Below are 21,532 nucleotides of genomic sequence, written 5' to 3'. Positions count from 1 at the left end.
GGTTCTTTTTTTGTTTGGCTACATTATGAGGCTGTTGATTTTCCCTATTTAAAAAAGTGTTTTCAGATTTCCGTTCCAGTTGGTACGTAACCTTGGTCTCACCTGTCCCGCTATTCCCGCAGGAGGTCGCACACCTTCCGCTCCAATCACCCTTAATATTCCCCTGAAACTGTATGAGTTTATTTAAAAGCAAGATTGATTCAATCGTCCAGGTTGCTCTTTTCTTAATTAACTGATATAGAATCAGAACAAATGCACTTGTTAAACCAATGTATAAATATATTTCTCCTTTTAGAGTCAAATGAGAGAAGCATTAACTAACAAAGCCCTGTTGTTTTGATTTGTGTGATGTTGAATCTGAAAATCATAAAGGAAAAACAAAAAACACGACAGGATTCCTGTCGTGTTTTAGTATGACCCATACGGGATTCGAACCCGTGTTACCGCCGTGAAAGGGCGGTGTCTTAACCGCTTGACCAATGGGCCAAAACAAATATGGTAGCGGCGGAGGGGATCGAACCCCCGACCTCACGGGTATGAACCGTACGCTCTAGCCAGCTGAGCTACACCGCCATATTTAAAAAATGTTTTGAGACACAAGTAATATAATACATAGGATTAAAAAAATTGTCAACAGATTATTCGAGAAATATGTCAATTTAATCATTCCTTATTTTCCCTGCTGTCTAACAGCCCTTCAAGGGTTGTAGTCTCCTTGGCAATCTACAGGTTTCCTGTATTTTAGAAGAAAGAAGTCGAACTTTTCTTTCAATTATAACCGCTGTTTTGACAAACTTCTGAGCTTGTCCGCTTTATAATGTCTACAATGAATAAGACCAGGGGAGAGGATAAGTATGGAAAAAATTGAGCACAGTGTAATGGAGCCGGTGAGGAATGTCGACATTGAACATACTAAATCGGAGTTCTCATTGGGGGTGAAAGCCTTAATGCAGAAGCTCGAGTGGTTTTTTATCCAAAAGGGCTTTGTTCTGTTCGGTTTAGGGTTTCTTCTTGGAAGAGCACTGATTCTGTCACATTTGACTCCGTTTGCCATCCCTTTCTTTGCGGCTGTCTATATGGTCCGGCGAGATCGTGCTCCTGTGGCTCTGATGGGCTTGCTGGCTGGAGCTCTAACCTTGTCAGTTACTAATATTACGTATACGTTTGCCAGTACAATTATATTCCTGATTTTCTTCAGGATTACAAGAAAACTTCAAAAAAATGAACTTAAGGCTGTGCCTTACTTCGTGTTCTTCACGACAATAGCGGTCAAACTGTCCTTTGGGTACATAACAAACGGACAGGTACTGACAATCTATGATGGTGCGATGGCCGGGGTGGAAGCGACACTTTCGTTTATCTTGACTTTAATTTTCATACAGAGTGTCCCCCTGTTTTCCATCAGCAAGCGAAAAAAGGCGTTAAAGACCGAAGAAGTGGTCAGCCTCATCATCCTGTTGGCATCGGTCATGACTGGCACAATCGGCTGGTCTGTCTATAACCTTTCTATTGAACATATCTTATCGCGCTATCTTGTACTGCTTTTCTCCTTTGTTGCCGGAGCTACCGTTGGCTCCACTGTCGGAGTGGTGACAGGGTTGATTTTCAGCCTTGCAAGTGTAGCGAGTTTCTATCAAATGAGCCTGCTGGCTTTTTCCGGACTTCTCGGCGGCCTGCTGAAAGAGGGGAAGAAAGCTGGAGCAGCAATCGGTTTGTTGATTGCAACGCTGCTGATCGGAATGTACGGAGAGAGTGATACATCTCTGACAAAAACTCTATATGAATCAGGAATCGCTATCTTTCTGCTATTTTTAACGCCCCCTGCACTTACGACTAAGCTCGCTAAGCATATACCAGGTACAGCTGAGTATAACCAGGAGCAGCAGCAATATATTAGAAAAGTAAGGGATGTAACAGCAAGCAGAGTTGAACAGTTTTCTTCTGTTTTCCAAGCGCTATCCAACAGTTTTGTCAGGTTGGAGGACAGAGCAGATACGGAGGATACTGATGAATGGGAATTCGATCAGTTTTTGAGCAATGTAACGGAAAAGACTTGTCAGACATGCTTCAAGAAGGAGCAATGCTGGGCAAGAAACTTCAATCATACCTATGATTTAATGAAAGATGTCATGTGTGAAATGGATCAGGGGAATGTTCCTGTAACCGGAAAAATAGGAAGAGAGCTGGAGAAGCACTGTGTCCGCTCCAAAAAAGTCCAGGATGTCATATCACAGGAGCTGACATATTATCAGGCGAATCTCAAATTGAAAAAGCAGGTACAAGAAAGCAGGAAGCTCGTCGCAGATCAATTACTGGGTGTTTCGGAAGTAATGGGGGATTTTGCCCGCGAAATCCAGCGGGAAAGAGAGAATCATCAGCAGCAGGAAGAGCAGATTCTTGAATCTCTGCAAGAGTTCGGAATGGATATTGAAAATGTGGAAATCTACTCGCTTGACCAGGGGAACGTGGATATTGAGATGACCCTGCCTAACGGAAATGGACATGGGGAAGGAGAGAAGCTGATAGCACCAATGCTCTCGGACATTTTAGGTGAGAATATTGTTGTTCAAAAGGAGGAAAGTTCGGCATTTCCAAACGGGCACTGCCAAATTACCTTCGGAAGTGCCAAAGCCTTCATGGTCGATACAGGTGTCGCCCATGCAGCAAAAGGAGGGGGGCTGATCTCTGGAGACAGTTATTCGATGATCGAGCTGAGTGCCAGCAAGTATGCGGTAGCCATCAGTGATGGAATGGGAAATGGAGAGAGAGCACATTATGAAAGCAATGAAACTTTGAGTCTGCTGCAAAAAATTCTTCAGTCCGGTATTGAAGAAAAGGTGGCGATCAAGGCAGTGAACTCTATTTTATCGTTGAGAACGAATGATGAAATCTTTTCAACCCTGGATCTTGCCATGATTGATCTCCAGGATGCCTCTTCAAAGTTCTTGAAGATCGGTTCCACCCCAAGTTTCATCAAAAGAGGAGATAAAGTAGTGAAAGTGGAAGCAGGCAATCTTCCAATGGGGATTTTTTATGAATTCGATGTCGATGTTGTGAGTGAACAATTGAAAGCGGGAGATCTGCTGATCATGATGAGTGATGGTGTATTCGAAGGGCCGAAGCATGTTGAAAACTATGATGTTTGGATGAAACGGAAGATAAAAGAAGTAGATACAGAGGATCCTCAAGCCATGGCAGATATTATTATGGATGAAGTCATCCGGACAAGGTCTGGGGAGATAGAGGATGATATGACGATTGTCGTATCAAAAATCCAGCACAATATACCAAAATGGAGTTCCATCCCAGTCCAAAAATATAAGAGGAAGGAGAAAATTTCATAAGAATTAAGAAGGAGCATGGTGTTTGGTAGTCTTTAAAAGTAGTTCAATAGAGTATATTTCCCTCTCAAACAGGCGAAGATGGTAACAAACAAAGTTAGAGGAGGGGAATCTGTTGAAGACAGGTACACTTCGACAAGTTCTATTAATAACGGATGGGTGCTCCAATCAAGGAGAAGACCCAATTGCAATGGCAGCACTGGCAAAGGAACAGGGAATCACGGTCAATGTTATTGGGGTAATGGAGAATGATGCGATTGATGAAAGAGGCATGGAGGAAATAGAAGGGATAGCAATGTCAGGCGGGGGAGTCAGCCAGATTGTCTACGCACAGCAATTGTCGCAGACTGTTCAAATGGTTACAAGAAAAGCAATGACGCAAACCTTGCAGGGGGTCGTTAATAAAGAATTGAAACAGATATTGGGAAATAATGCATCAATGGAAGAACTGCCTCCGGAGAAACGTGGAGAGGTTATGGAAGTGGTCGATGAACTGGGAGAGTCTTCGGACTTGGAAGTGTTGATTCTTGTCGATACAAGTGCCAGCATGAAGCACAAGCTCCCTACAGTGAAAGAAGCCTTGTTGGACTTGTCCCTAAGCATGAACGCCAGAATGGGAGACAATATGTTTTCAGTATTAGTATTTCCCGGGAAAAGGAAAGATGTCGAAAAATTGCTGGATTGGACTCCTAAGCTGGAGTCGCTGACGAGCGTCTTTTCAAAACTTTCCTCAGGCGGCATAACGCCAACCGGTCCAGCAATCAGCGAAGCGATCTCTTCCTTTAAGAAAAAACGTTCATTAAGGGGTTTGCTCTCACGTGATGATGAACAATACTTTGAAGAAACAATATAAATTTTCTTCTGGAACAAGAATTACCGGCAAGTGGCATAAACAACAGTATACGATTGTAAAAGAACTTGGATACGGGGCTAACGGTATCGTCTACCTCGCTCAGACCGGTGCGGATTATGTAGCACTAAAGATGAGTGACAGCTCGATGTCGGTAACCTCGGAAGTAAACGTATTAAAGGCTTTTGCCAAGGTCCAAGGAGCACCCCTTGGACCTTCTTTGCTTGATGTGGATGATTGGGAAATTGGAGGGAAGAAGATCCCTTTTTATGTGATGGAATATATCCAGGGCCCCGACCTGCTCGCATTTGTTGGAAAGAAAGGGTTCTCCTGGACCGGTGTATTGGTCATACAGCTGTTGAATGACTTGGACCGAATCCATAAAGAAGGGTGGGTTTTTGGGGATTTGAAGCCGGATAACCTGATCGTGGCAGGCCCTCCTTATAAGATCCGCTGTATTGATGTAGGTGGTACGACAATGCAGGGAAGAGCGATTAAGGAATTCACCGAGTTTTTCGACAGGGGCTACTGGCTTGGACACTCAAGAAAAGCAGAGCCTTCTTATGATTTATTCTCCGCTGCCATGATCCTGATCAACCTGTCCTACCCCAAAAGGTTTAATAAGAGCGGCAGCGGGGGAATAGACCAATTAAAGAACGCGGTAGGGGCGAAAGAAGAACTAAAGAAGTTCAAGGAGCCGATTATGATGGCTATCGAAGGGAAGTTCTCTTCTGCTATGGAGATGAGGCAATCGATGTTGAATGCCTTATCAGCGGGCAATGCATCCGCCAGCCGGAAAACTGCACCGCCCAGGCCTTCCCGGCAGCCTGTAACAGCTTCACGCCAGCAGCTGAACAAAAAGAAGTCTGGAGGAGGATTTCTTGAAACAGTCCTGATTGTTCTTATTGTCACTCTGCTATATGTTCTCTATATTTATGGTGAACTTTTGTGAATCCATCTTCCGGCTGTACACCGCATTCAGTGTAATGGGAAGGGATTATTGTTAAAATAGGAGTAAATCTTTTTTCAGGAAGAGGCACTATGTTCAGTTACGAAAGAAAAGTCATAGATTTTATTAAGAAGCATCAATTAATCGAGCAAGGTGATTCTGTTCTGGCAGCAGTATCCGGCGGGCCGGATTCCTTGTCTTTGCTGTATTTTTTAGATAAATATAAAAAGCTTTGGGACTTGCGCCTGGCTGCCGTGTGTATCGATCACATGTTCAGGGGGGAACAGTCCCATGAGGAACTCCTTTTTGTCAAAGGATTCTGTGAAGAGAGAGGCATTCCCTTTTTTGGTGAAAGGGTGGATGTACAGGGCTATCTCGATCAGCAAAAGCTTGGCCTTCAAGAGGGTGCGAGGAAGGTACGGTATAAGGTTTTTGACGGACTTATGAAAGGCCAGGGTTTTACAAAGCTGGCTTTAGGGCACCATGGAGACGATCAAATAGAAAGCATCATGATGAGGATCACAAGAGGCAGCAGTGGAATGACCAGGAGCGGAATCCCTTTCAGGAGGGAATTTGGAAAGGGACATATCATAAGGCCTCTCTTATGCCTTTCCAAGCTCGAGATCACCAGTTATTGTGTAGACACCGGCTTGAATCCCCGGCATGATCCGAGCAATGATAAACAGGATTACACCCGAAACAGGTTCAGGCACAGGGTTCTGCCTTTCCTGAAGGAAGAGAATCCATTGGTTCATTTGAAATTTCAACAATTTAGTGAAGAACAGGCAGAGGATGAAGCATTTCTGCAAGTGTTGGCAGAGGAAAAACTCGAAAGCATGCTTACTAAAAACAAGGATGGAGCGGCTGTTGATATTCCTGCCTTTCGCGCAATGCCTCTTCCTTTACAAAGAAGAATGATTCATCTAATATTAAATTATCTTTACAAAGACAGGCCTTCATCATTATCATCTATACATATTCAAGATGTTTTAGCAATAATAATGAAAGACAGCCCCTCATTAAGTCTCGATCTTCCGGGAAACCTCAAAGCAGTCCGTTCCTATGATGAATGCTCATTTACATTTGGAAGGCCGGAGGGCAGCAAAGATTTTTGTTATACATTGGACATAGGTGAGAGTATTGAACTGCCTGATCAGCAAGCATTTATACTGCAAAGCGCTGAGGATCAGCACGGGGGAGCACCTTCCGTCATTTTCCAGAAGGAGAGGGTAGCCTTTCCGCTGAGGATTCGGAACAGGAAGCCGGGAGACCGTATGAAAGTTAAAGGGTTGAATGGTACGAAAAAGGTAAAAGATATATTTATCGATGAAAAGATTCCTGTCAGTCTAAGAGATGCATGGCCGATCATCGAGGATGATGCCGGTGAGATTCTCTGGATTCCCAAACTGAGAAAATCAGTCTTTGCCAGTGATGAAGCAGAAGAAACGGGTAATTATGTAAGGTTAATCTTTTCACAGCAAACATCTTCCTAGGAGGCAGACGAAGTGTTAAACAAAGATATCGAGAAAGTCCTTATTACTGAAGAAGAACTTCAAGAAAAAATCAAGAAACTGGGCGCTGAACTCACTGAAGAGTATAAAGACAGCTACCCGTTGGCAATCGGTGTCCTAAAAGGTGCAATGCCGTTCATGGGTGACCTGCTTAAGCGCATGGATACATACTTGGAAATGGACTTCATGGATGTTTCCAGTTATGGGAACTCAACCGTTTCATCGGGAGAAGTCAAGATTGTCAAAGACCTGGATACAAAAGTGGAAGGCAGGGATATCCTCATTATCGAGGACATCATCGACAGCGGCCTTACGTTGAGCTACCTGGTTGAACTGTTCCGCTACCGAAAAGCGAAGTCCATCAAAATCGTCACGCTTTTGGATAAGCCGTCAGGGAGAAAAGCGGATATCAAAGCGGACTATGTTGGATTCCTGGTACCGGATGAGTTCGTTGTAGGATACGGTTTGGACTACGCTGAAAGATATCGCAATCTGCCTTATATCGGCGTCCTGAAACCAGAAGTGTATAGTACAAACGAATAAGTACAATCTAACGGGGAAGCGATTCCGTTATAATGTATGAAAGCTGGTAGCTAATTGTTGTAATACCATGATTTACTATGATACTATTTTATATAGCATTTTTACCGTGGGAGGAGGTAAGGGATGAACCGGATCTTTCGAAACACCATATTCTACTTACTAGTATTTCTCGTCATTATAGGTGTGGTGAGTTACTTTAACAACAGCAACGAGCCTACAGAAAACATTAAATATAACGAATTCATCACTCACTTGGAAGATGGTGAGGTAGAGTCGTTTTCCATCCAGCCTGAACGAGGTGTATATCAGGTACGGGGGAAACTGACTGGATATAGCGAGGAACAGTATTTCCTTACAAATGTACTGGGGAATGATTCAGGAGTATTGGAGCGGATCAATACAGCTGCAGCTCAAAATGGCATTGAGGTTGATGTCTTAATGGCCAAAGAAACAAGCGGCTGGGTGTCTTTCTTTACGACAATCATTCCATTTGTGATCATCTTTATACTCTTCTTCTTCCTTCTTAACCAGGCGCAGGGCGGCGGAAGCCGGGTCATGAACTTTGGTAAGAGTAAAGCCAAGCTTTACAGTGAAGAAAAGAAGAAAGTCCGCTTCAAAGATGTTGCCGGAGCGGATGAAGAGAAAAATGAACTTGTGGAAGTCGTGGAATTCCTTAAAGACCCGAGGAAATTCTCAGAGGTCGGTGCACGAATTCCAAAAGGGGTCCTTCTAGTCGGACCTCCGGGTACTGGTAAAACATTGCTCGCACGTGCCGTTGCCGGAGAAGCGGGAGTACCATTCTTCTCTATCAGTGGTTCTGATTTCGTAGAAATGTTTGTCGGTGTCGGTGCATCACGTGTTCGTGACCTATTTGAAAATGCTAAGAAAAATGCCCCATGTATCATCTTTATTGATGAGATCGATGCAGTGGGACGCCAGCGTGGAGCAGGCCTTGGCGGAGGACATGATGAGCGTGAGCAAACATTGAATCAATTACTTGTTGAAATGGATGGATTCGGTGCAAACGAAGGAATCATCATCGTTGCTGCGACAAACCGTCCTGACATTCTTGACCCAGCCTTACTGCGTCCGGGACGTTTTGACCGTCAAATTACGGTTGACCGTCCTGATGTCAAAGGACGTGAAGCAGTACTTGGTGTGCATGCCAGAAATAAACCGCTTGATGAGTCGGTTGACTTAAAGGCAATTGCTGCAAGGACACCAGGCTTCTCCGGGGCAGACTTGGAGAACCTATTGAACGAAGCGGCGCTTGTAGCTGCCCGTGAAAATAAAAAGAAAATCGATATGCGTGACATTGATGAAGCGACTGACCGTGTCATTGCCGGTCCAGCCAAGAAGAGCAAGGTCGTTTCACAGAAGGAACGCAAAATTGTGGCATTCCACGAAGCTGGCCATACGGTTATCGGCCTTGTGCTGGACGAAGCGGAAATGGTCCACAAAGTTACAATCGTACCACGCGGCCAAGCCGGCGGTTATGCTGTAATGCTTCCAAAAGAAGATCGTTACTTCATGACAAAGCCTGAGCTTCTGGATAAGATTACAGGACTGCTTGGAGGACGAGTAGCGGAAGAAGTTATCTTCGGTGAAGTTTCTACAGGTGCCCATAATGACTTCCAGCGTGCCACAGGAATCGCCCGCAGAATGGTAACCGAATTCGGAATGAGTGAAAAACTCGGACCGCTTCAATTCGGTTCAACACAAGGCGGCCAAGTGTTTCTTGGACGAGATATTAACAACGAGCAAAACTACTCTGATGCAATCGCATATGAGATTGATCTTGAGATTCAGCGCTTTATCAAGGATTGTTATGAAAGAGCGAAAACAATCCTTACCGAGCATCGTGATAAACTGGAACTTGTCGCAAACACATTATTGGATGTGGAAACACTGGATGCCGGACAAATCAAGCATCTAATGGATCACGGCAAACTTCCTGACCGCGGCTATGGAGATGATGAAGCTCCGAAGAATGACAAAGAAGATGTGAAAGTGAACATTCAAAAAAAGGATGACACTGTTAAAACATCTGATGAGTCAGCTGAGGATGATAAAAAAGAATAATTCTTTAAAAAGGACACCGGCTTAGCTGGTGTCTTTTTTGCGTTAAAAAGGCTTCTAAAAATACACGTAGAAATCTTAAAAGGTCAAATAATTCACGAGAATAACAGAAAGAGCATCCTATCTTACTTGACCAGCTTCCTATGACCTTCTGATTCCTAACCACCCAATCATTCCCGACTTAGTTGGTCTCGCTGTTACTTTTGGACGAATGCCCTCTTGATTCGGACTCAAATTAGTTCTAAATTGAACCTTCTGTCTGAATCCCCATTTTTTTAGCACTCGATTCAGCTCCGATGGAAATTCTCCGTTCATTCTAATGAATGCTCGGCCGGTACAGTCTCTACGCCGCTGAACGTGGCCTTTTCGCTTTTTAATAGCCTCTTTTCTAAAAGATTGTTGTTTTTCAGCCTAATTTACCGCTGCTTTAATGGAGGTAGGGGGATTGGAGCGGAAGGTGTGCGACCTCCTGCGGGATTAGCGGGACAGGTGAGACCAAGGTTACGTACCCACTGGAACGTAACCCCGCAGGCGAATCCAGCTCCAGCGGCCAGCGACTAGCAGATTTCGGTCTCTCTCCTTGCGATAAGTCAACATCAACTCACGTTGTTCGTTGTGTTTCCTTTATCTCATGCGAGAGCCCTCCAATCTGTACGTCGCTGAACGGCCGCTTCCGCTTTTTATTCAGCCGAGGAGGCTCACCGCCCGCCCCGCGGAGTCGTGCGCCTGGAGCGGAAATCCATTCTTTTTACTCAGCCACATTCTTTGCGAAAAGAGCATTTTAATAAGACAACAGCTTTCACCAAACAGTTTCAATTGTGGTATGATGTTGGCAGAATGAAATCAATGTATTAGTGGGTGAAAATAGTGATTTTTGTCTTGGATGTAGGGAATACCAATATAGTACTTGGAGTATATGACGGTGAAGAGCTGAAGTATCACTGGAGGATGGAAACGAATCGCCACAAAACAGAAGATGAATACGGCATGATTGTAAAGAACCTTTTTGAGCATGAGAAACTATCTTTTGACTCAATTGAAGGGATCATTATCTCCTCTGTTGTTCCTCCAATTATGTTTTCATTGGAAAGAATGTGTAAGAAATACTTTAATATCACACCGTTAGTTGTTGGACCTGGAATTAAAACAGGTTTGAATATAAAATATGAAAATCCTCGTGAAGTAGGGGCAGACCGAATCGTCAATGCGGTAGCCGGCATTAAAGAACACGGCGGGCCGCTGATTATCGTCGACTTCGGAACTGCGACAACCTATTGTTATATCAATGAGGACAAGCAATATATGGGAGGGGCTATCGCTCCCGGAATCGGAATCTCGACGGAGGCTCTTTATTCAAAAGCAGCTAAACTGCCAAGGATCGAAATCGGCCGCCCTGACCATATCATCGGGAAGAATACCGTTTCAGCGATGCAGTCAGGAATTCTGTACGGTTATGTTGGACAGGTAGAGGGCATTGTCAAACGAATGAAAGCGACCAGTAAACATAATCCGCTTGTAATTGCGACTGGCGGTCTTGCACAATTGATTTCGAAAGAATCGGATGTCATCGATGTTGTCGATCCATTTTTGACGTTAAAAGGATTAAAGCTCATTTATGAAAGAAACAGCACAGTATAGGAGGTAATAGTATGAGCGATTATTTAGTGAAAGCATTGGCGTACGAAGGACAAGTCCGAGCCTATGCGGTTAAGAGTACAGATACGGTAAATGAAGCACAGAGAAGACATGGAACATGGCCTACGGCATCAGCTGCCATCGGAAGATCAATGAGTGCCGGTGTCATGATGGGGGCAATGTTAAAAGGGGAAGATAAGCTGACGATCAAAGTTGAAGGCGACGGCCCTCTTGGTGCTATCATCGTAGACAGCAACGCGAAGGGAGAAGTCAGGGGTTATGTTACCAACCCTCAGGTTCATTTTGATTTGAACGAACATGGTAAGCTCGATGTCAGAAGGGCAGTGGGAACTTCGGGCACGTTATCAGTAGTCAAAGACATCGGCATGCGAGATCATTTTACCGGTCAGGTACCGATTGTTTCAGGTGAGCTTGGTGAAGACTTCACTTATTATTTTGTTACGTCAGAGCAAGTTCCATCTTCAGTAGGTGTTGGTGTACTTGTCAATCCGGATAATTCAATATTGGCAGCAGGCGGTTTCATCATCCAGTTGATGCCAGGGACTCCAGATGAGACGATTACAGAAATTGAAAACAGGCTGAAAACAATTCCGCCTGTTTCCAAGCTCATTGAAAAAGGCCTTACTCCGGAAGAGCTGCTTCATGAGCTTCTGGGAGAAGAGAATGTCAAAATCCTCGATAAGATGCCGGTTCAATTTCAATGCCGCTGTTCCAAGGAGAGATTTGGGGATGCCATTGCAAGTTTGGGAGCAGAAGAAATCCAGGAAATGATCGATGAAGATGGCGGAGCGGAAACACAATGCCATTTCTGTAATGAGACTTATCACTACTCTGCTGATGAATTGGCAGAGTTAAAGAATGACGGCGAAAATCTGCAGTAACATCTAAGGGGTTGGATGCGAAGTGAGATTGAAAAGATCGGTTTTAGTTGCATTGGTATTTATATTGATAGTGAGCAATGCGATAACATTCCTGGTCTTTTTAAACCAAGATCAAGGAGAAGCTGGTACCGCCATGCCAGCAGGGACAGAAACGGCAGCGAGTGTCGGTGAAAAGCAGATAAGCAGGGAATCGTGGATGTACGAAATGGAAAAAAGGTATGGGAAAGAGGTCCTGAGAGAACTGATTAATCAGAATGTGATCGCCCAGCTTGCGGATCAATATGCTATTACAGTATCAGAAGAGGAATTGGATCAGGAAATAATGTTGATCAAAAGTGTGTTCAATACTTATGATGAAGATCTTAGCAAAAGTGATGAAGTCCTGAGAGAAAGAGTAAGAATGGAGCTTCTTCTCGAGAAGATCGTTACCAAGGATGTTGATATCCCTTCTGATGACATCGAAAAGTATTATAAAGAAAATCAAGACCAGTATTCCATTTCGGAAATGTACAACCTTTCGCAAATTGTTGCAGAGAGCAGAGAAGAAGCAGAACAAATTTCTAAGGAACTGAACGAAGGTTCCAGTTTCCCTGCTCTGGCTATGGAACGGTCCATTGATGACATTTCTGCCGTTCAAGGGGGAAATATCGGATATATCCCTGCCGATTCGCATATATTAGCAGGGGATGCCGGAGAAGTTGTTACATCTTTGGAAACAGGTGAAACATCGGATGTTATTGAATACGATGGGAATTATTACATTGTACAATTGAATGATAAGCTGGAAGCGAAAGACTATTCTTTAAAAGAAGTGAAAGAACAAATCCGGAGAAGGCTGGCCCTGGAACAGGTGGAAGGGACAGTGAAGCCGGAAGATTTTTGGAATGAACTTGATGTTGAATGGTTCTATGAAGGAAGCCTTTAAGATATAGGTCGTTTTAGATAAAAAGGAAGTTCGGTTGTCGATGTAACCGTGCTTCTTTTTTATAAGGCTCTTTTCTTAAACTTTGTTGCAATTTAACATGAATCCCAAAAAAATACAGCCATTATCCACAGGGTATAACTTAGTAAGCAAGAAAGAAAAGAGCTACTCTCTCTGTTCAGAGAGAAAAAACCTTGTACCCAGGGGGAAAATCCAGCACTTGGGATTTTTCCGAGAGCAACAATCTATACGAAAACAGCCTTTTATAAAGCCATTGATTCACGGTTAGGAATCAAATAATTGACATAATGACAGAAAATTGTTAATTTAAATTAAAACCCATCAAAATACTTGGGATTAGGAGTGGTGATTATGGTTAGAATAGCAAACTCGATCACAGACTTAATAGGCCAAACGCCGATCGTTAAATTAAACAGACTAGTTGAAGATGACAGTGCAGAAGTGTACTTGAAGCTGGAATATATGAATCCGGGAAGCAGTGTGAAAGACAGAATCGCATTAGCAATGATTGAAGCTGCTGAAGAGTCAGGAAACCTTAAGGCGGGAGATACCATTGTCGAACCGACGAGCGGCAATACCGGTATCGGGCTTGCGATGGTGGCGGCTGCAAAAGGCTATAAAGCGGTGCTTGTTATGCCGGACACAATGAGCATGGAGAGAAGGAATCTGCTTCGTGCTTACGGGGCGGAGTTGGTTTTGACTCCGGGACCAGAAGGTATGGGAGGCGCTATACGAAAAGCAGATGAGCTTGCCAAGCAAAAAGGTTACTTTATGCCGCAGCAATTCAAGAACGAAGCCAATCCTGAGATTCATCGCAGAACAACAGGAAAGGAAATCGTTGAGCAGATGGATAGCCTGGACGCCTTCATTTCCGGTATCGGTACTGGAGGAACGATTACAGGTGCTGGACAGGTGCTAAGAGAGAACTACCCGAATGTTAAAATCTATGCGGTGGAACCTTCAGATTCACCGGTTCTATCAGGAGGAAATCCAGGGCCTCATAAAATTCAAGGAATTGGTGCCGGATTTGTACCTGATATCTTGAACACAGACGTTTATGATGAAGTCATTACAGTTCAAAATGAGGAGGCCTTTGACTTTGCGCGCCGTGCTGCGAAGGAAGAAGGGATTCTGGGAGGGATTTCCTCGGGCGCTGCCATCAGTGCCGCATTGAAAGTTGCCAAACAGCTAGGAAAAGGCAAAAAAGTCTTGGCTGTCATTCCTAGTAACGGCGAAAGATATTTGAGCACACCACTATATCAATTTGAAGACTGAAAATGGTGACCAGGGATTATTTCCTGGTCAATTTTTTTGCAGTTTAAAATATCAGTAACGCTATGAAGGGTTTATTGCTGAGTAAAACAGCGATGTTTTTTGGACTATGAAACACGTCAGGACTTCATGTATGATGGTAGAAGAGAAAAACTAGGAGAGTGAACCATCCGTGGATACTAATCGACTTCATTATGAACTTCTATCATCTTCAAAGGCTGGCTTTTTTCAGGCGTATGAAAAGGTAACAGCTGACAAGAGCCATCATATTCTTCTTGAAAGCGGAAGAGGCGGAAACTACAGTATAGCCGGGTTCGATCCGGTTACAATTATAGAATCGAAGGATAAGAGAACGGAAATAAGGGAACAAGGAAATACAGAGGCCGTTGATGGTGATCCATTGGATGTTTTATACAGCCGCCTTCAGACCCCGCACTTGAAAAGGGACCCCGGCCTCCCGGATTTTCAAGGCGGAGCCATGGGTTTTATCAGTTATGATTATGCCCGTCAAATCGAAGAGCTCGGAAACAAGGCGGAAGATGACTTAAAAACACCCGATCTTTATTTCATGGTGTTTAATCAATGGGCGGTATTCGATCATGAGACAGAACAAATCTGGCTGATGGCCCATTCTACCGGGATGGATACCTTCGAACAATACATCAGTACCTGGAAAAATGCATTATCACAACAGGCGCCTGGAGAAGCTTCTGCAGCAGTGCCTTCTCATGCAGAACGATCAGTCTCGATGAATGAAGGGGAGTTTATCTCGGCGGTGGAAAGGATTCAGTCTTATATCAGTGAAGGAGATGTGTTTCAGGTTAACCTGTCTGTTAGGCAATCCCAGCCTTTGGCAGCGTCACCTTATGGCATTTACCGAAAGTTGAGAGAGTTGAACCCTTCCCCATATATGAGCTATGTCCACACACCTGACTTTCAAATTGCATCAGGGTCCCCTGAGCTCCTTGTCAAAAAGAAAGGGTCAGAGGTGAGTACCAGACCGATAGCCGGTACTCGCTCGCGCGGGGAAAATGAAGAGGAAGACAGAAGGCTTGCAGATGAACTGATTCAAAATGAAAAAGAGCGGGCTGAACATGTCATGCTAGTGGATTTGGAAAGAAACGACCTCGGCAGGGTCTGTCAATATGGCAGCGTGGAAGTGAATGAATTTATGGTTATCGAAAAATACTCACACGTTATGCATATCGTTTCAAACGTCAGAGGAACGATAGCGAATAATAAGAATGGGAAGGATTTGATCCGTTCTGTGTTCCCTGGTGGAACAATAACGGGAGCGCCTAAAGTGAGGACAATGCAAATCATCGAAGAACTTGAACCGGTCAGAAGGGGTATCTACACAGGTTCAATCGGATGGATCGGATTTAATGGGGATATGGAATTGAATATCGTCATCAGAACGCTGTTTGCCCAAAATGGACAAGCTCATATTCAGGCGGGAGCAGGAGTCGTGATTGATTCGAATCCCAAACATGAATATAAGGAATCCCTGAAAAAGGCAAAAGCCGTTTGGAAAGCAAAAGAACTGGCAGAAGGAGCAGGCAAATGATACTAATGATTGACAACTTTGATTCGTTCACATATAACATCGTTCAGTATTTAGGAGAACTTGGTGAAGAAATTGTAGTAAAAAGAAATAATGAAATCAATCTGGCAGAAATCGAGCTTCTGTCTCCGGATTACCTGATGATCTCTCCAGGCCCTTGTACTCCTAATGAAGCAGGCATCAGCCTCAAAGCAATCGAATACTTTGCCGGCAAGATACCGATCTTCGGTGTTTGTCTCGGACATCAGGCGATTGCCCAAGTGTTCGGAGGCGATGTGGTGAAAGCGGAGAAAATGATGCACGGAAAAACATCAGCTGTCACCCATGATGGAAAGACGATTTTCGGAGGATTGTCCAATCCGTTCCAGGCAGGGCGGTACCATTCCTTGATCGTCAGAAAAGAGACAATGCCCCAATGCCTGGAAATCACCGCGGAAACAGCGGATGGGGAAATCATGGCTTTACGTCACAAACAATATCCGATTGAAGGTGTTCAATTCCATCCTGAGTCGATTATTACCGAAGAAGGCAAAGAACTTTTGGCGAATTTTTTGAAAAATTATAAGAGGGCACCTTTAACTGTCTAAGGGGAGGGGCTTAAAGTGTACGTTTACCTGAACGGTGAGATAATCCATAAAGATGAAGTCCGGATTTCGCCTTTTGACCATGGCTTTTTATATGGAATGGGCTTGTTTGAAACCATGAGGACTTATGACGGGCATGCCTTTCTTCTGGAAGATCATCTTGATCGGCTCCAAAAAGGGCTGGATACCTTGAATATCAAGCTTGAGGTTGATGAATTGAACGTTCAGGCGGTGATAACTGAACTCTCTGGGAAAAACAAGCTGGCAGATTCATATCTGCGTTTGAACATTTCTGCAGGGGAAGGTGAAATCGGTCTTAGAACGGCCCCTTATGACGCGCCGAATGTTCTCTTGCTGCAAAAAGAACTTCCCGTGCTGAATCCTTTAAGGGAAAAGGAAGCTGTGCTGCTAAAGCTGGCGAGGAATACTCCCGAAACCTCAACCAGGCTGAAATCGCATCATTATTTCAATAACATAGCGGCCAAAAGAGAAATAGGGGATGACCCAGGAAAAGAAGGCCTGTTTCTAACAAGAGCCGGTTATATCGCGGAAGGCATCACCTCCAATATATTCTGGGTATCTGAAGGCCGGCTTTATACCCCTGCACTGGAGACTGGAATATTGAACGGGATAACAAGGGAGTATATCATTGAACTGGCGAAAAAATCAGGAATCACAGTTGAAGAAGGGTTATATAAGCCGGAACATCTACTCGACGCGAGTGAAGCCTTCTTTACAAACTCAGTACAGGAAATCATTCCGGTCAATGGTTTTTCCGGTAAACCATACCCAGGTGAAAATGGACCTGTTACCAAGAGGTTATATAGACATTATGAACGGGATTCTAAAGTTTTATTTTCAAAAAAAGAACTGCAGGGGGGCTGAGTAAGATGGCATCAAAGATCATCAAAGCCGGACCATATGAGCTGGATTATGGCAAAAGAACCCTTTTGATGGGGATTTTGAATATTACACCTGACTCCTTTTCGGATGGAGGAAAATTCAATGCTGTTGAACAGGCGGTGAAACGTGCTAAAGAAATGGTAAGCCAGGGAGCGGATATCATTGATGTAGGCGGAGAGTCGACCCGCCCCGGCCATGAACCTGTCACTGAAGAAGAGGAAATTGCAAGAGTATGTCCTGTCATAGAAGCCTTAACGAAAGAAGTGGCTGTACCGATTTCCATTGATACCTATAAAGCTGAAACTGCAAGAAGAGCCTTGGAAGCAGGAGCGCATATCATTAATGATGTCTGGGGTGCTAAGAAGGAGCCGGAAATCGCTGCAGTGGCTGCAGAGTTCAAAGCGCCTATCATTCTGATGCACAACCGGGATAACATGGATTATGGGGATTTTATCAGTGATGTACTTCAGGATATTGGAGGAAGCATTGATATTGCCATCAAATCGGGAATACCGAGGGAGAATATCATTCTCGATCCAGGTATCGGATTTGTAAAAGACCTTAAACTCAACCTTGAAATGATGAGAAAGCTGGACATGCTTGTTGATTTGGGATACCCGGTATTGCTTGGAACTTCCCGCAAACGGATGATCGGCGCCATCCTCGACCTTCCGGTGGAAGAAAGAATGGAAGGGACAGGGGCAACTGTCTGCTTCGGAATACAGAAAGGCTGCCAGATTGTTCGTGTCCATGATGTCAGGGAAATCAAAAGAATGGCTGTCATGATGGATGCGATGATGGGAAAGGGTGAATGCAGTGGATAAAATCAAAGTCAGCGATATGGAATTTTACGGGTACCATGGAGTCTTCCCTGAAGAGACGAAACTCGGCCAAAGGTTCAGGGTCAGTCTTTCTCTGCAACTCGACTTATCCCAAGCGGGTAAAAGTGACGAACTGGACGATTCTGTCAATTACGGAGAAGTATATTCAGTCTGCAAAGAGATTGTCGAGGGAGAACCATATAAATTGCTGGAAGCATTGGCCGAGAAGCTGGCTGAAAAGATCCTCTTTGATTTTTCAAAGGTGGAAACCTGTACAATTGAAGTCATCAAACCGGACCCGCCGATACCGGGACATTATCGTTCGGTAGCTGTTGAAATTACCAGGGGGCGTTAATATGAAAAACACAGCATACCTGTCATTGGGCTCCAATGTAGGAAACCGGGAGAACTATCTGAAAGAGGCTATTAAACTTTTAAATCACCATCACGACATAGAGGTAATGAAGGTTTCTTCGATTTACGAAACGGAGCCGGTAGGATTTACGGAACAAGGTGAATTCTTGAATTTAGTTCTGGAAATCACCACTTCACTTTCTGCGGAAAAACTTCTGCGCCAATGCCTCCAAGTCGAAAAGGACCTTGGGAGAGAGCGGGAGTTCAGGTGGGGGCCGAGAATAATTGACCTTGACATTTTACTCTATAATCAAGAAAATATTGAAACAGAGAAACTTATTGTTCCTCATCCACGCATGCATGAGCGGGCTTTTGTGCTCGTGCCGCTGGCGGAACTGTCCCAGACAATCAAACATCCTAAGCTGGATACCTCTATGAGTGCTCTTCTAGATGAAATACCTGATAAAGAAGGAGTTCGGTTATGGAAACAGATAAGTGGGGAAGACGCATACGTGCATTCAGAAAGTTAAAAGGTTTAACACAAGAAGGGCTGGCCCGGAAGTTGGGTATATCAGTATCTGTCCTTGGAGAAATAGAACGAGGCAGCCGCCTGCCTACGGAGGAATTTCTCGGTAATGTAGCAGAAATCCTGGGAATACCTCGGGAAGACTTGGATCCTTCTGATGATAGATAGCTTAGTGAATTGCCATTTACGATTGTGAACTCATGAGCTCGTTAATGAAGCAAGCTAAAGAAAAAGCAAGGCAATCGAACGCCGGATACATCGTAAGGACTGGAAGCTTTCATGCTGCCGGTCCTATTTTTTTGCCTGGACGGTGGGCGGTTCCGGGGAACTCACCTTCGGCTTTATGCAGCAGCTTACCTTGATGGTGATAGTCAAAGATAGCTCTTCTTTTAGCAGCAAAGCCCAAACAGAGTAAGCTTAAAAACAAGCTTTTTGCAATAAATAGACCTTTAGGGGTGTTCGAAATACATATATTGTGTAAAATAGTATGGTATAAAATCATATAGGCTAATTTAATATAAAAACTAGCAGATAGAACAGGAGTGAATGAGAATGAGTCACGAAGAATTAAACGACCAGCTGCGGGTGAGACGTGAAAAGATGGAAAACCTCCGTCAAAAAGGGTTAGATCCATTCGGAAAGCGTTTCGACCGTTCACATACTTCTCAAGAAATCAAAGAACAATATGATTCTTTCACGAAAGAGGAACTGGAAGAGAAAGAAGTTTCAGTGACGATGGCAGGAAGAATCATGACAAAACGCGGAAAAGGAAAAGCGGGCTTCGCTCACATTCAGGACCTTGCCGGCCAAATTCAGCTATACGTCCGTAAAGATGGTGTCGGTGAAGAAGAGTATGAAATTTTCAATACAGCCGACCTTGGAGACCTTGTCGGTGTGACAGGAACCGTCTTCAAAACAAAAGTGGGAGAGTTGTCCATCAAGGCAAAACAATTCACCCTCCTTGCCAAAGCGTTAAGACCGCTTCCTGAAAAATTCCACGGCCTTAAAGATGTTGAACAGCGTTACCGCCAAAGATATCTTGATCTTATTACAAGCCAGGAAAGCAAAGAAACGTTCATTGCCCGCAGTAAAATCATTCAGTCTATGAGAAGGTACCTTGATAACAATGGTTACCTTGAAGTAGAAACACCAATGATGCATGCTATCGCAGGGGGAGCGTCTGCCCGTCCGTTCATTACCCACCACAATGCCCTTGATATGCAATTGTACATGCGTATCGCCATTGAGCTTCACTTAAAGAGGCTGATTGTCGGCGGCATGGAGAAAGTATATGAAATCGGCCGTGTATTCCGTAATGAGGGAGTGTCCACACGCCACAACCCGGAATTTACAATGATTGAATTGTATGAAGCTTATGCGGACTACCGTGATATCATGGCTCTGACGGAAAACCTCATTGCCCACATTGCAAAAGAAGTGTTTGGTTCGACAACGGTTCAATACGGTGACTATGAAGTTAACCTTGAACCAGAATGGACTCGTCTTCATATGGCAGATGCCGTAAAAGAACATACAGGCGCAGACTTCTGGAAAGAGATGACTGATGAAGAAGCTCATCAGCTTGCCAAAGATCATGGCATCGAAGTTAAGCCAACTATGCAGTACGGACATATCTTAAATGAATTCTTTGAGCAAAAGGTGGAGGACAAGCTAATCCAGCCTACCTTCATCTATGGACACCCGGTAGAAATCTCTCCGCTTGCGAAAAAGAATGACGAGGACGGCCGTTTCACTGACCGTTTCGAACTATTCATAGTCGGCCGTGAACATGCAAACGCATTTACAGAGTTAAATGACCCTATTGATCAAAGAGAGCGTTTTGAGGCCCAGTTGAAAGAAAGAGAAGAAGGAAACGAAGAAGCGCACATGATGGATGACGATTTCATCGAAGCTTTGGAATACGGCATGCCTCCAACTGGCGGTCTTGGAATCGGGATCGACCGCCTGGTGATGCTTCTGACCAACTCTCCTTCAATCCGTGATGTTCTATTATTCCCGTTAATGCGTCATAGAGACTGATTTTGTTAACTCCGGCTGTTGTCAGCCGGAGTTTTTAATTTAATTTCAAAAAAAGTGTTGCACGAGTTTTAAATAGATGGTATATTATTATTCGTTGCCGCAAAACAAGGCGGACAACACGAAAAACTTTTTCAAAAAAGTTGTTGACTCAGCTTCGGAGAAATGGTAAGATAATTAAGTCGCCAAAAACGAGCGGCGAAACAGATTGAACCTTGAAAACTGAACAAAACAAGACAAAACGTCAACGTTAATTCTAGTAAGAACAAAGTTCTTACAAAGTTGCTAACACTTTAAAAATAGCAAATGAGCAAGTCAAACTTCTATCGGAGAGTTTGATCCTGGCTCAGGACGAACGCTGGCGGCGTGCCTAATACATGCAAGTCGAGCGGACTGATGGGAGCTTGCTCCCTGAAGTCAGCGGCGGACGGGTGAGTAACACGTGGGTAACCTGCCTGTAAGACTGGGATAACTCCGGGAAACCGGGGCTAATACCGGATATTTCTTTTCCTCGCATGAGGAAAAGTGGAAAGGTGGCTTTTAGCTACCACTTACAGATGGACCCGCGGCGCATTAGCTAGTTGGTGAGGTAACGGCTCACCAAGGCGACGATGCGTAGCCGACCTGAGAGGGTGATCGGCCACACTGGGACTGAGACACGGCCCAGACTCCTACGGGAGGCAGCAGTAGGGAATCTTCCGCAATGGACGAAAGTCTG

At 44.3% G+C, this 21,532-nt stretch carries 18 protein-coding genes, 2 tRNA genes and 1 rRNA gene (1 of these 21 cut by a window edge); 19 read left to right on the top strand and 2 right to left on the bottom strand.

The window, feature by feature from the left end; all coding sequences use genetic code 11:
* Nucleotides 1-414: 414 nt before the first annotated feature.
* Nucleotides 415-486 (bottom strand) — tRNA-Glu (locus M1E09_RS21605).
* A 10-nt stretch (nucleotides 487-496) separates the two neighbouring features.
* Nucleotides 497-573, bottom strand: a tRNA-Met gene (locus M1E09_RS21600).
* A 281-nt stretch (nucleotides 574-854) separates the two neighbouring features.
* Between M1E09_RS21600 and spoIIE the strand changes: the two genes are divergently transcribed.
* From spoIIE to M1E09_RS21505, 19 genes are all read left to right on the top strand, one after another.
* Nucleotides 855-3,344, top strand: coding sequence for a stage II sporulation protein E (spoIIE, locus tag M1E09_RS21595; protein ID WP_456272812.1), 2,490 nt, complete (start codon nucleotides 855-857; stop codon nucleotides 3,342-3,344).
* A 112-nt stretch (nucleotides 3,345-3,456) separates the two neighbouring features.
* Nucleotides 3,457-4,194: a VWA domain-containing protein gene (locus tag M1E09_RS21590; protein ID WP_456272811.1), complete on the top strand. Its 738-nt coding sequence runs from the start codon at nucleotides 3,457-3,459 to the stop codon at nucleotides 4,192-4,194.
* Nucleotides 4,163-5,143: a protein kinase domain-containing protein gene (locus tag M1E09_RS21585; protein ID WP_456275049.1), complete on the top strand. Its 981-nt coding sequence runs from the start codon at nucleotides 4,163-4,165 to the stop codon at nucleotides 5,141-5,143. The genes M1E09_RS21590 and M1E09_RS21585 overlap by 32 nt, the downstream gene beginning before the upstream one ends.
* 89 nt (nucleotides 5,144-5,232) lie before the next feature.
* Entirely contained in the window at nucleotides 5,233-6,633 is a 1,401-nt protein-coding gene (gene tilS / locus M1E09_RS21580) for a tRNA lysidine(34) synthetase TilS (RefSeq protein ID WP_456272810.1), read from the top strand.
* 12 nt (nucleotides 6,634-6,645) lie between these two features.
* Nucleotides 6,646-7,194, top strand: a complete 549-nt coding sequence (gene hpt / locus M1E09_RS21575) for a hypoxanthine phosphoribosyltransferase (protein WP_456272809.1) — start codon at nucleotides 6,646-6,648, stop codon at nucleotides 7,192-7,194.
* Nucleotides 7,195-7,317: 123 nt separating this feature from the next.
* Nucleotides 7,318-9,276 (top strand): ATP-dependent zinc metalloprotease FtsH, encoded by a 1,959-nt coding sequence (ftsH, locus tag M1E09_RS21570; RefSeq protein WP_456272808.1) that lies wholly within the window; start codon nucleotides 7,318-7,320, stop codon nucleotides 9,274-9,276.
* An 864-nt stretch (nucleotides 9,277-10,140) separates the two neighbouring features.
* Nucleotides 10,141-10,911 (top strand): type III pantothenate kinase, encoded by a 771-nt coding sequence (locus M1E09_RS21565; protein WP_456272807.1) that lies wholly within the window; start codon nucleotides 10,141-10,143, stop codon nucleotides 10,909-10,911.
* A gap of 11 nt (nucleotides 10,912-10,922) precedes the next feature.
* On the top strand, nucleotides 10,923-11,810 hold the full coding sequence (gene hslO, locus M1E09_RS21560; RefSeq protein WP_456272806.1) for an Hsp33 family molecular chaperone HslO: 888 nt from the start codon (nucleotides 10,923-10,925) through the stop codon (nucleotides 11,808-11,810).
* Between the two features lie 22 nt (nucleotides 11,811-11,832).
* Nucleotides 11,833-12,735 (top strand): peptidyl-prolyl cis-trans isomerase, encoded by a 903-nt coding sequence (locus M1E09_RS21555; protein WP_456272805.1) that lies wholly within the window; start codon nucleotides 11,833-11,835, stop codon nucleotides 12,733-12,735.
* A 369-nt stretch (nucleotides 12,736-13,104) separates the two neighbouring features.
* Entirely contained in the window at nucleotides 13,105-14,028 is a 924-nt protein-coding gene (cysK, locus tag M1E09_RS21550; protein WP_456272804.1) for a cysteine synthase A, read from the top strand.
* A gap of 169 nt (nucleotides 14,029-14,197) precedes the next feature.
* Complete coding sequence (gene pabB / locus M1E09_RS21545) at nucleotides 14,198-15,592, top strand: aminodeoxychorismate synthase, component I (protein ID WP_456272803.1); 1,395 nt, start codon at nucleotides 14,198-14,200, stop codon at nucleotides 15,590-15,592.
* On the top strand, nucleotides 15,589-16,176 hold the full coding sequence (pabA, locus tag M1E09_RS21540) for an aminodeoxychorismate/anthranilate synthase component II (RefSeq protein ID WP_456272802.1): 588 nt from the start codon (nucleotides 15,589-15,591) through the stop codon (nucleotides 16,174-16,176). The genes pabB and pabA overlap by 4 nt, the downstream gene beginning before the upstream one ends.
* A gap of 15 nt (nucleotides 16,177-16,191) precedes the next feature.
* Nucleotides 16,192-17,058, top strand: a complete 867-nt coding sequence (gene pabC / locus M1E09_RS21535; protein ID WP_456272801.1) for an aminodeoxychorismate lyase — start codon at nucleotides 16,192-16,194, stop codon at nucleotides 17,056-17,058.
* A gap of 5 nt (nucleotides 17,059-17,063) precedes the next feature.
* Nucleotides 17,064-17,900, top strand: a complete 837-nt coding sequence (gene folP / locus M1E09_RS21530; protein WP_456272800.1) for a dihydropteroate synthase — start codon at nucleotides 17,064-17,066, stop codon at nucleotides 17,898-17,900.
* On the top strand, nucleotides 17,893-18,252 hold the full coding sequence (folB, locus tag M1E09_RS21525) for a dihydroneopterin aldolase (protein WP_456272799.1): 360 nt from the start codon (nucleotides 17,893-17,895) through the stop codon (nucleotides 18,250-18,252). The genes folP and folB overlap by 8 nt, the downstream gene beginning before the upstream one ends.
* Before the next feature lies 1 nt (nucleotide 18,253).
* On the top strand, nucleotides 18,254-18,781 hold the full coding sequence (folK, locus tag M1E09_RS21520; RefSeq protein ID WP_456272798.1) for a 2-amino-4-hydroxy-6-hydroxymethyldihydropteridine diphosphokinase: 528 nt from the start codon (nucleotides 18,254-18,256) through the stop codon (nucleotides 18,779-18,781).
* Nucleotides 18,733-18,945 (top strand): helix-turn-helix domain-containing protein, encoded by a 213-nt coding sequence (locus M1E09_RS21515; RefSeq protein WP_456272797.1) that lies wholly within the window; start codon nucleotides 18,733-18,735, stop codon nucleotides 18,943-18,945. The genes folK and M1E09_RS21515 overlap by 49 nt, the downstream gene beginning before the upstream one ends.
* Nucleotides 18,946-19,323: 378 nt before the next feature.
* Entirely contained in the window at nucleotides 19,324-20,817 is a 1,494-nt protein-coding gene (gene lysS, locus M1E09_RS21510) for a lysine--tRNA ligase (RefSeq protein WP_456272796.1), read from the top strand.
* 320 nt (nucleotides 20,818-21,137) lie between these two features.
* Nucleotides 21,138-21,532: ribosomal RNA gene (locus M1E09_RS21505) — 16S ribosomal RNA — on the top strand; it runs 1,157 nt beyond the window's last position.

The sequence above is a fragment of the Bacillus sp. AK031 genome (genome assembly GCF_053903065.1).
The sequence above is the reverse complement of the archived record's forward strand: the minus strand, read 5'-3'. Positions and strand labels throughout refer to the sequence as shown.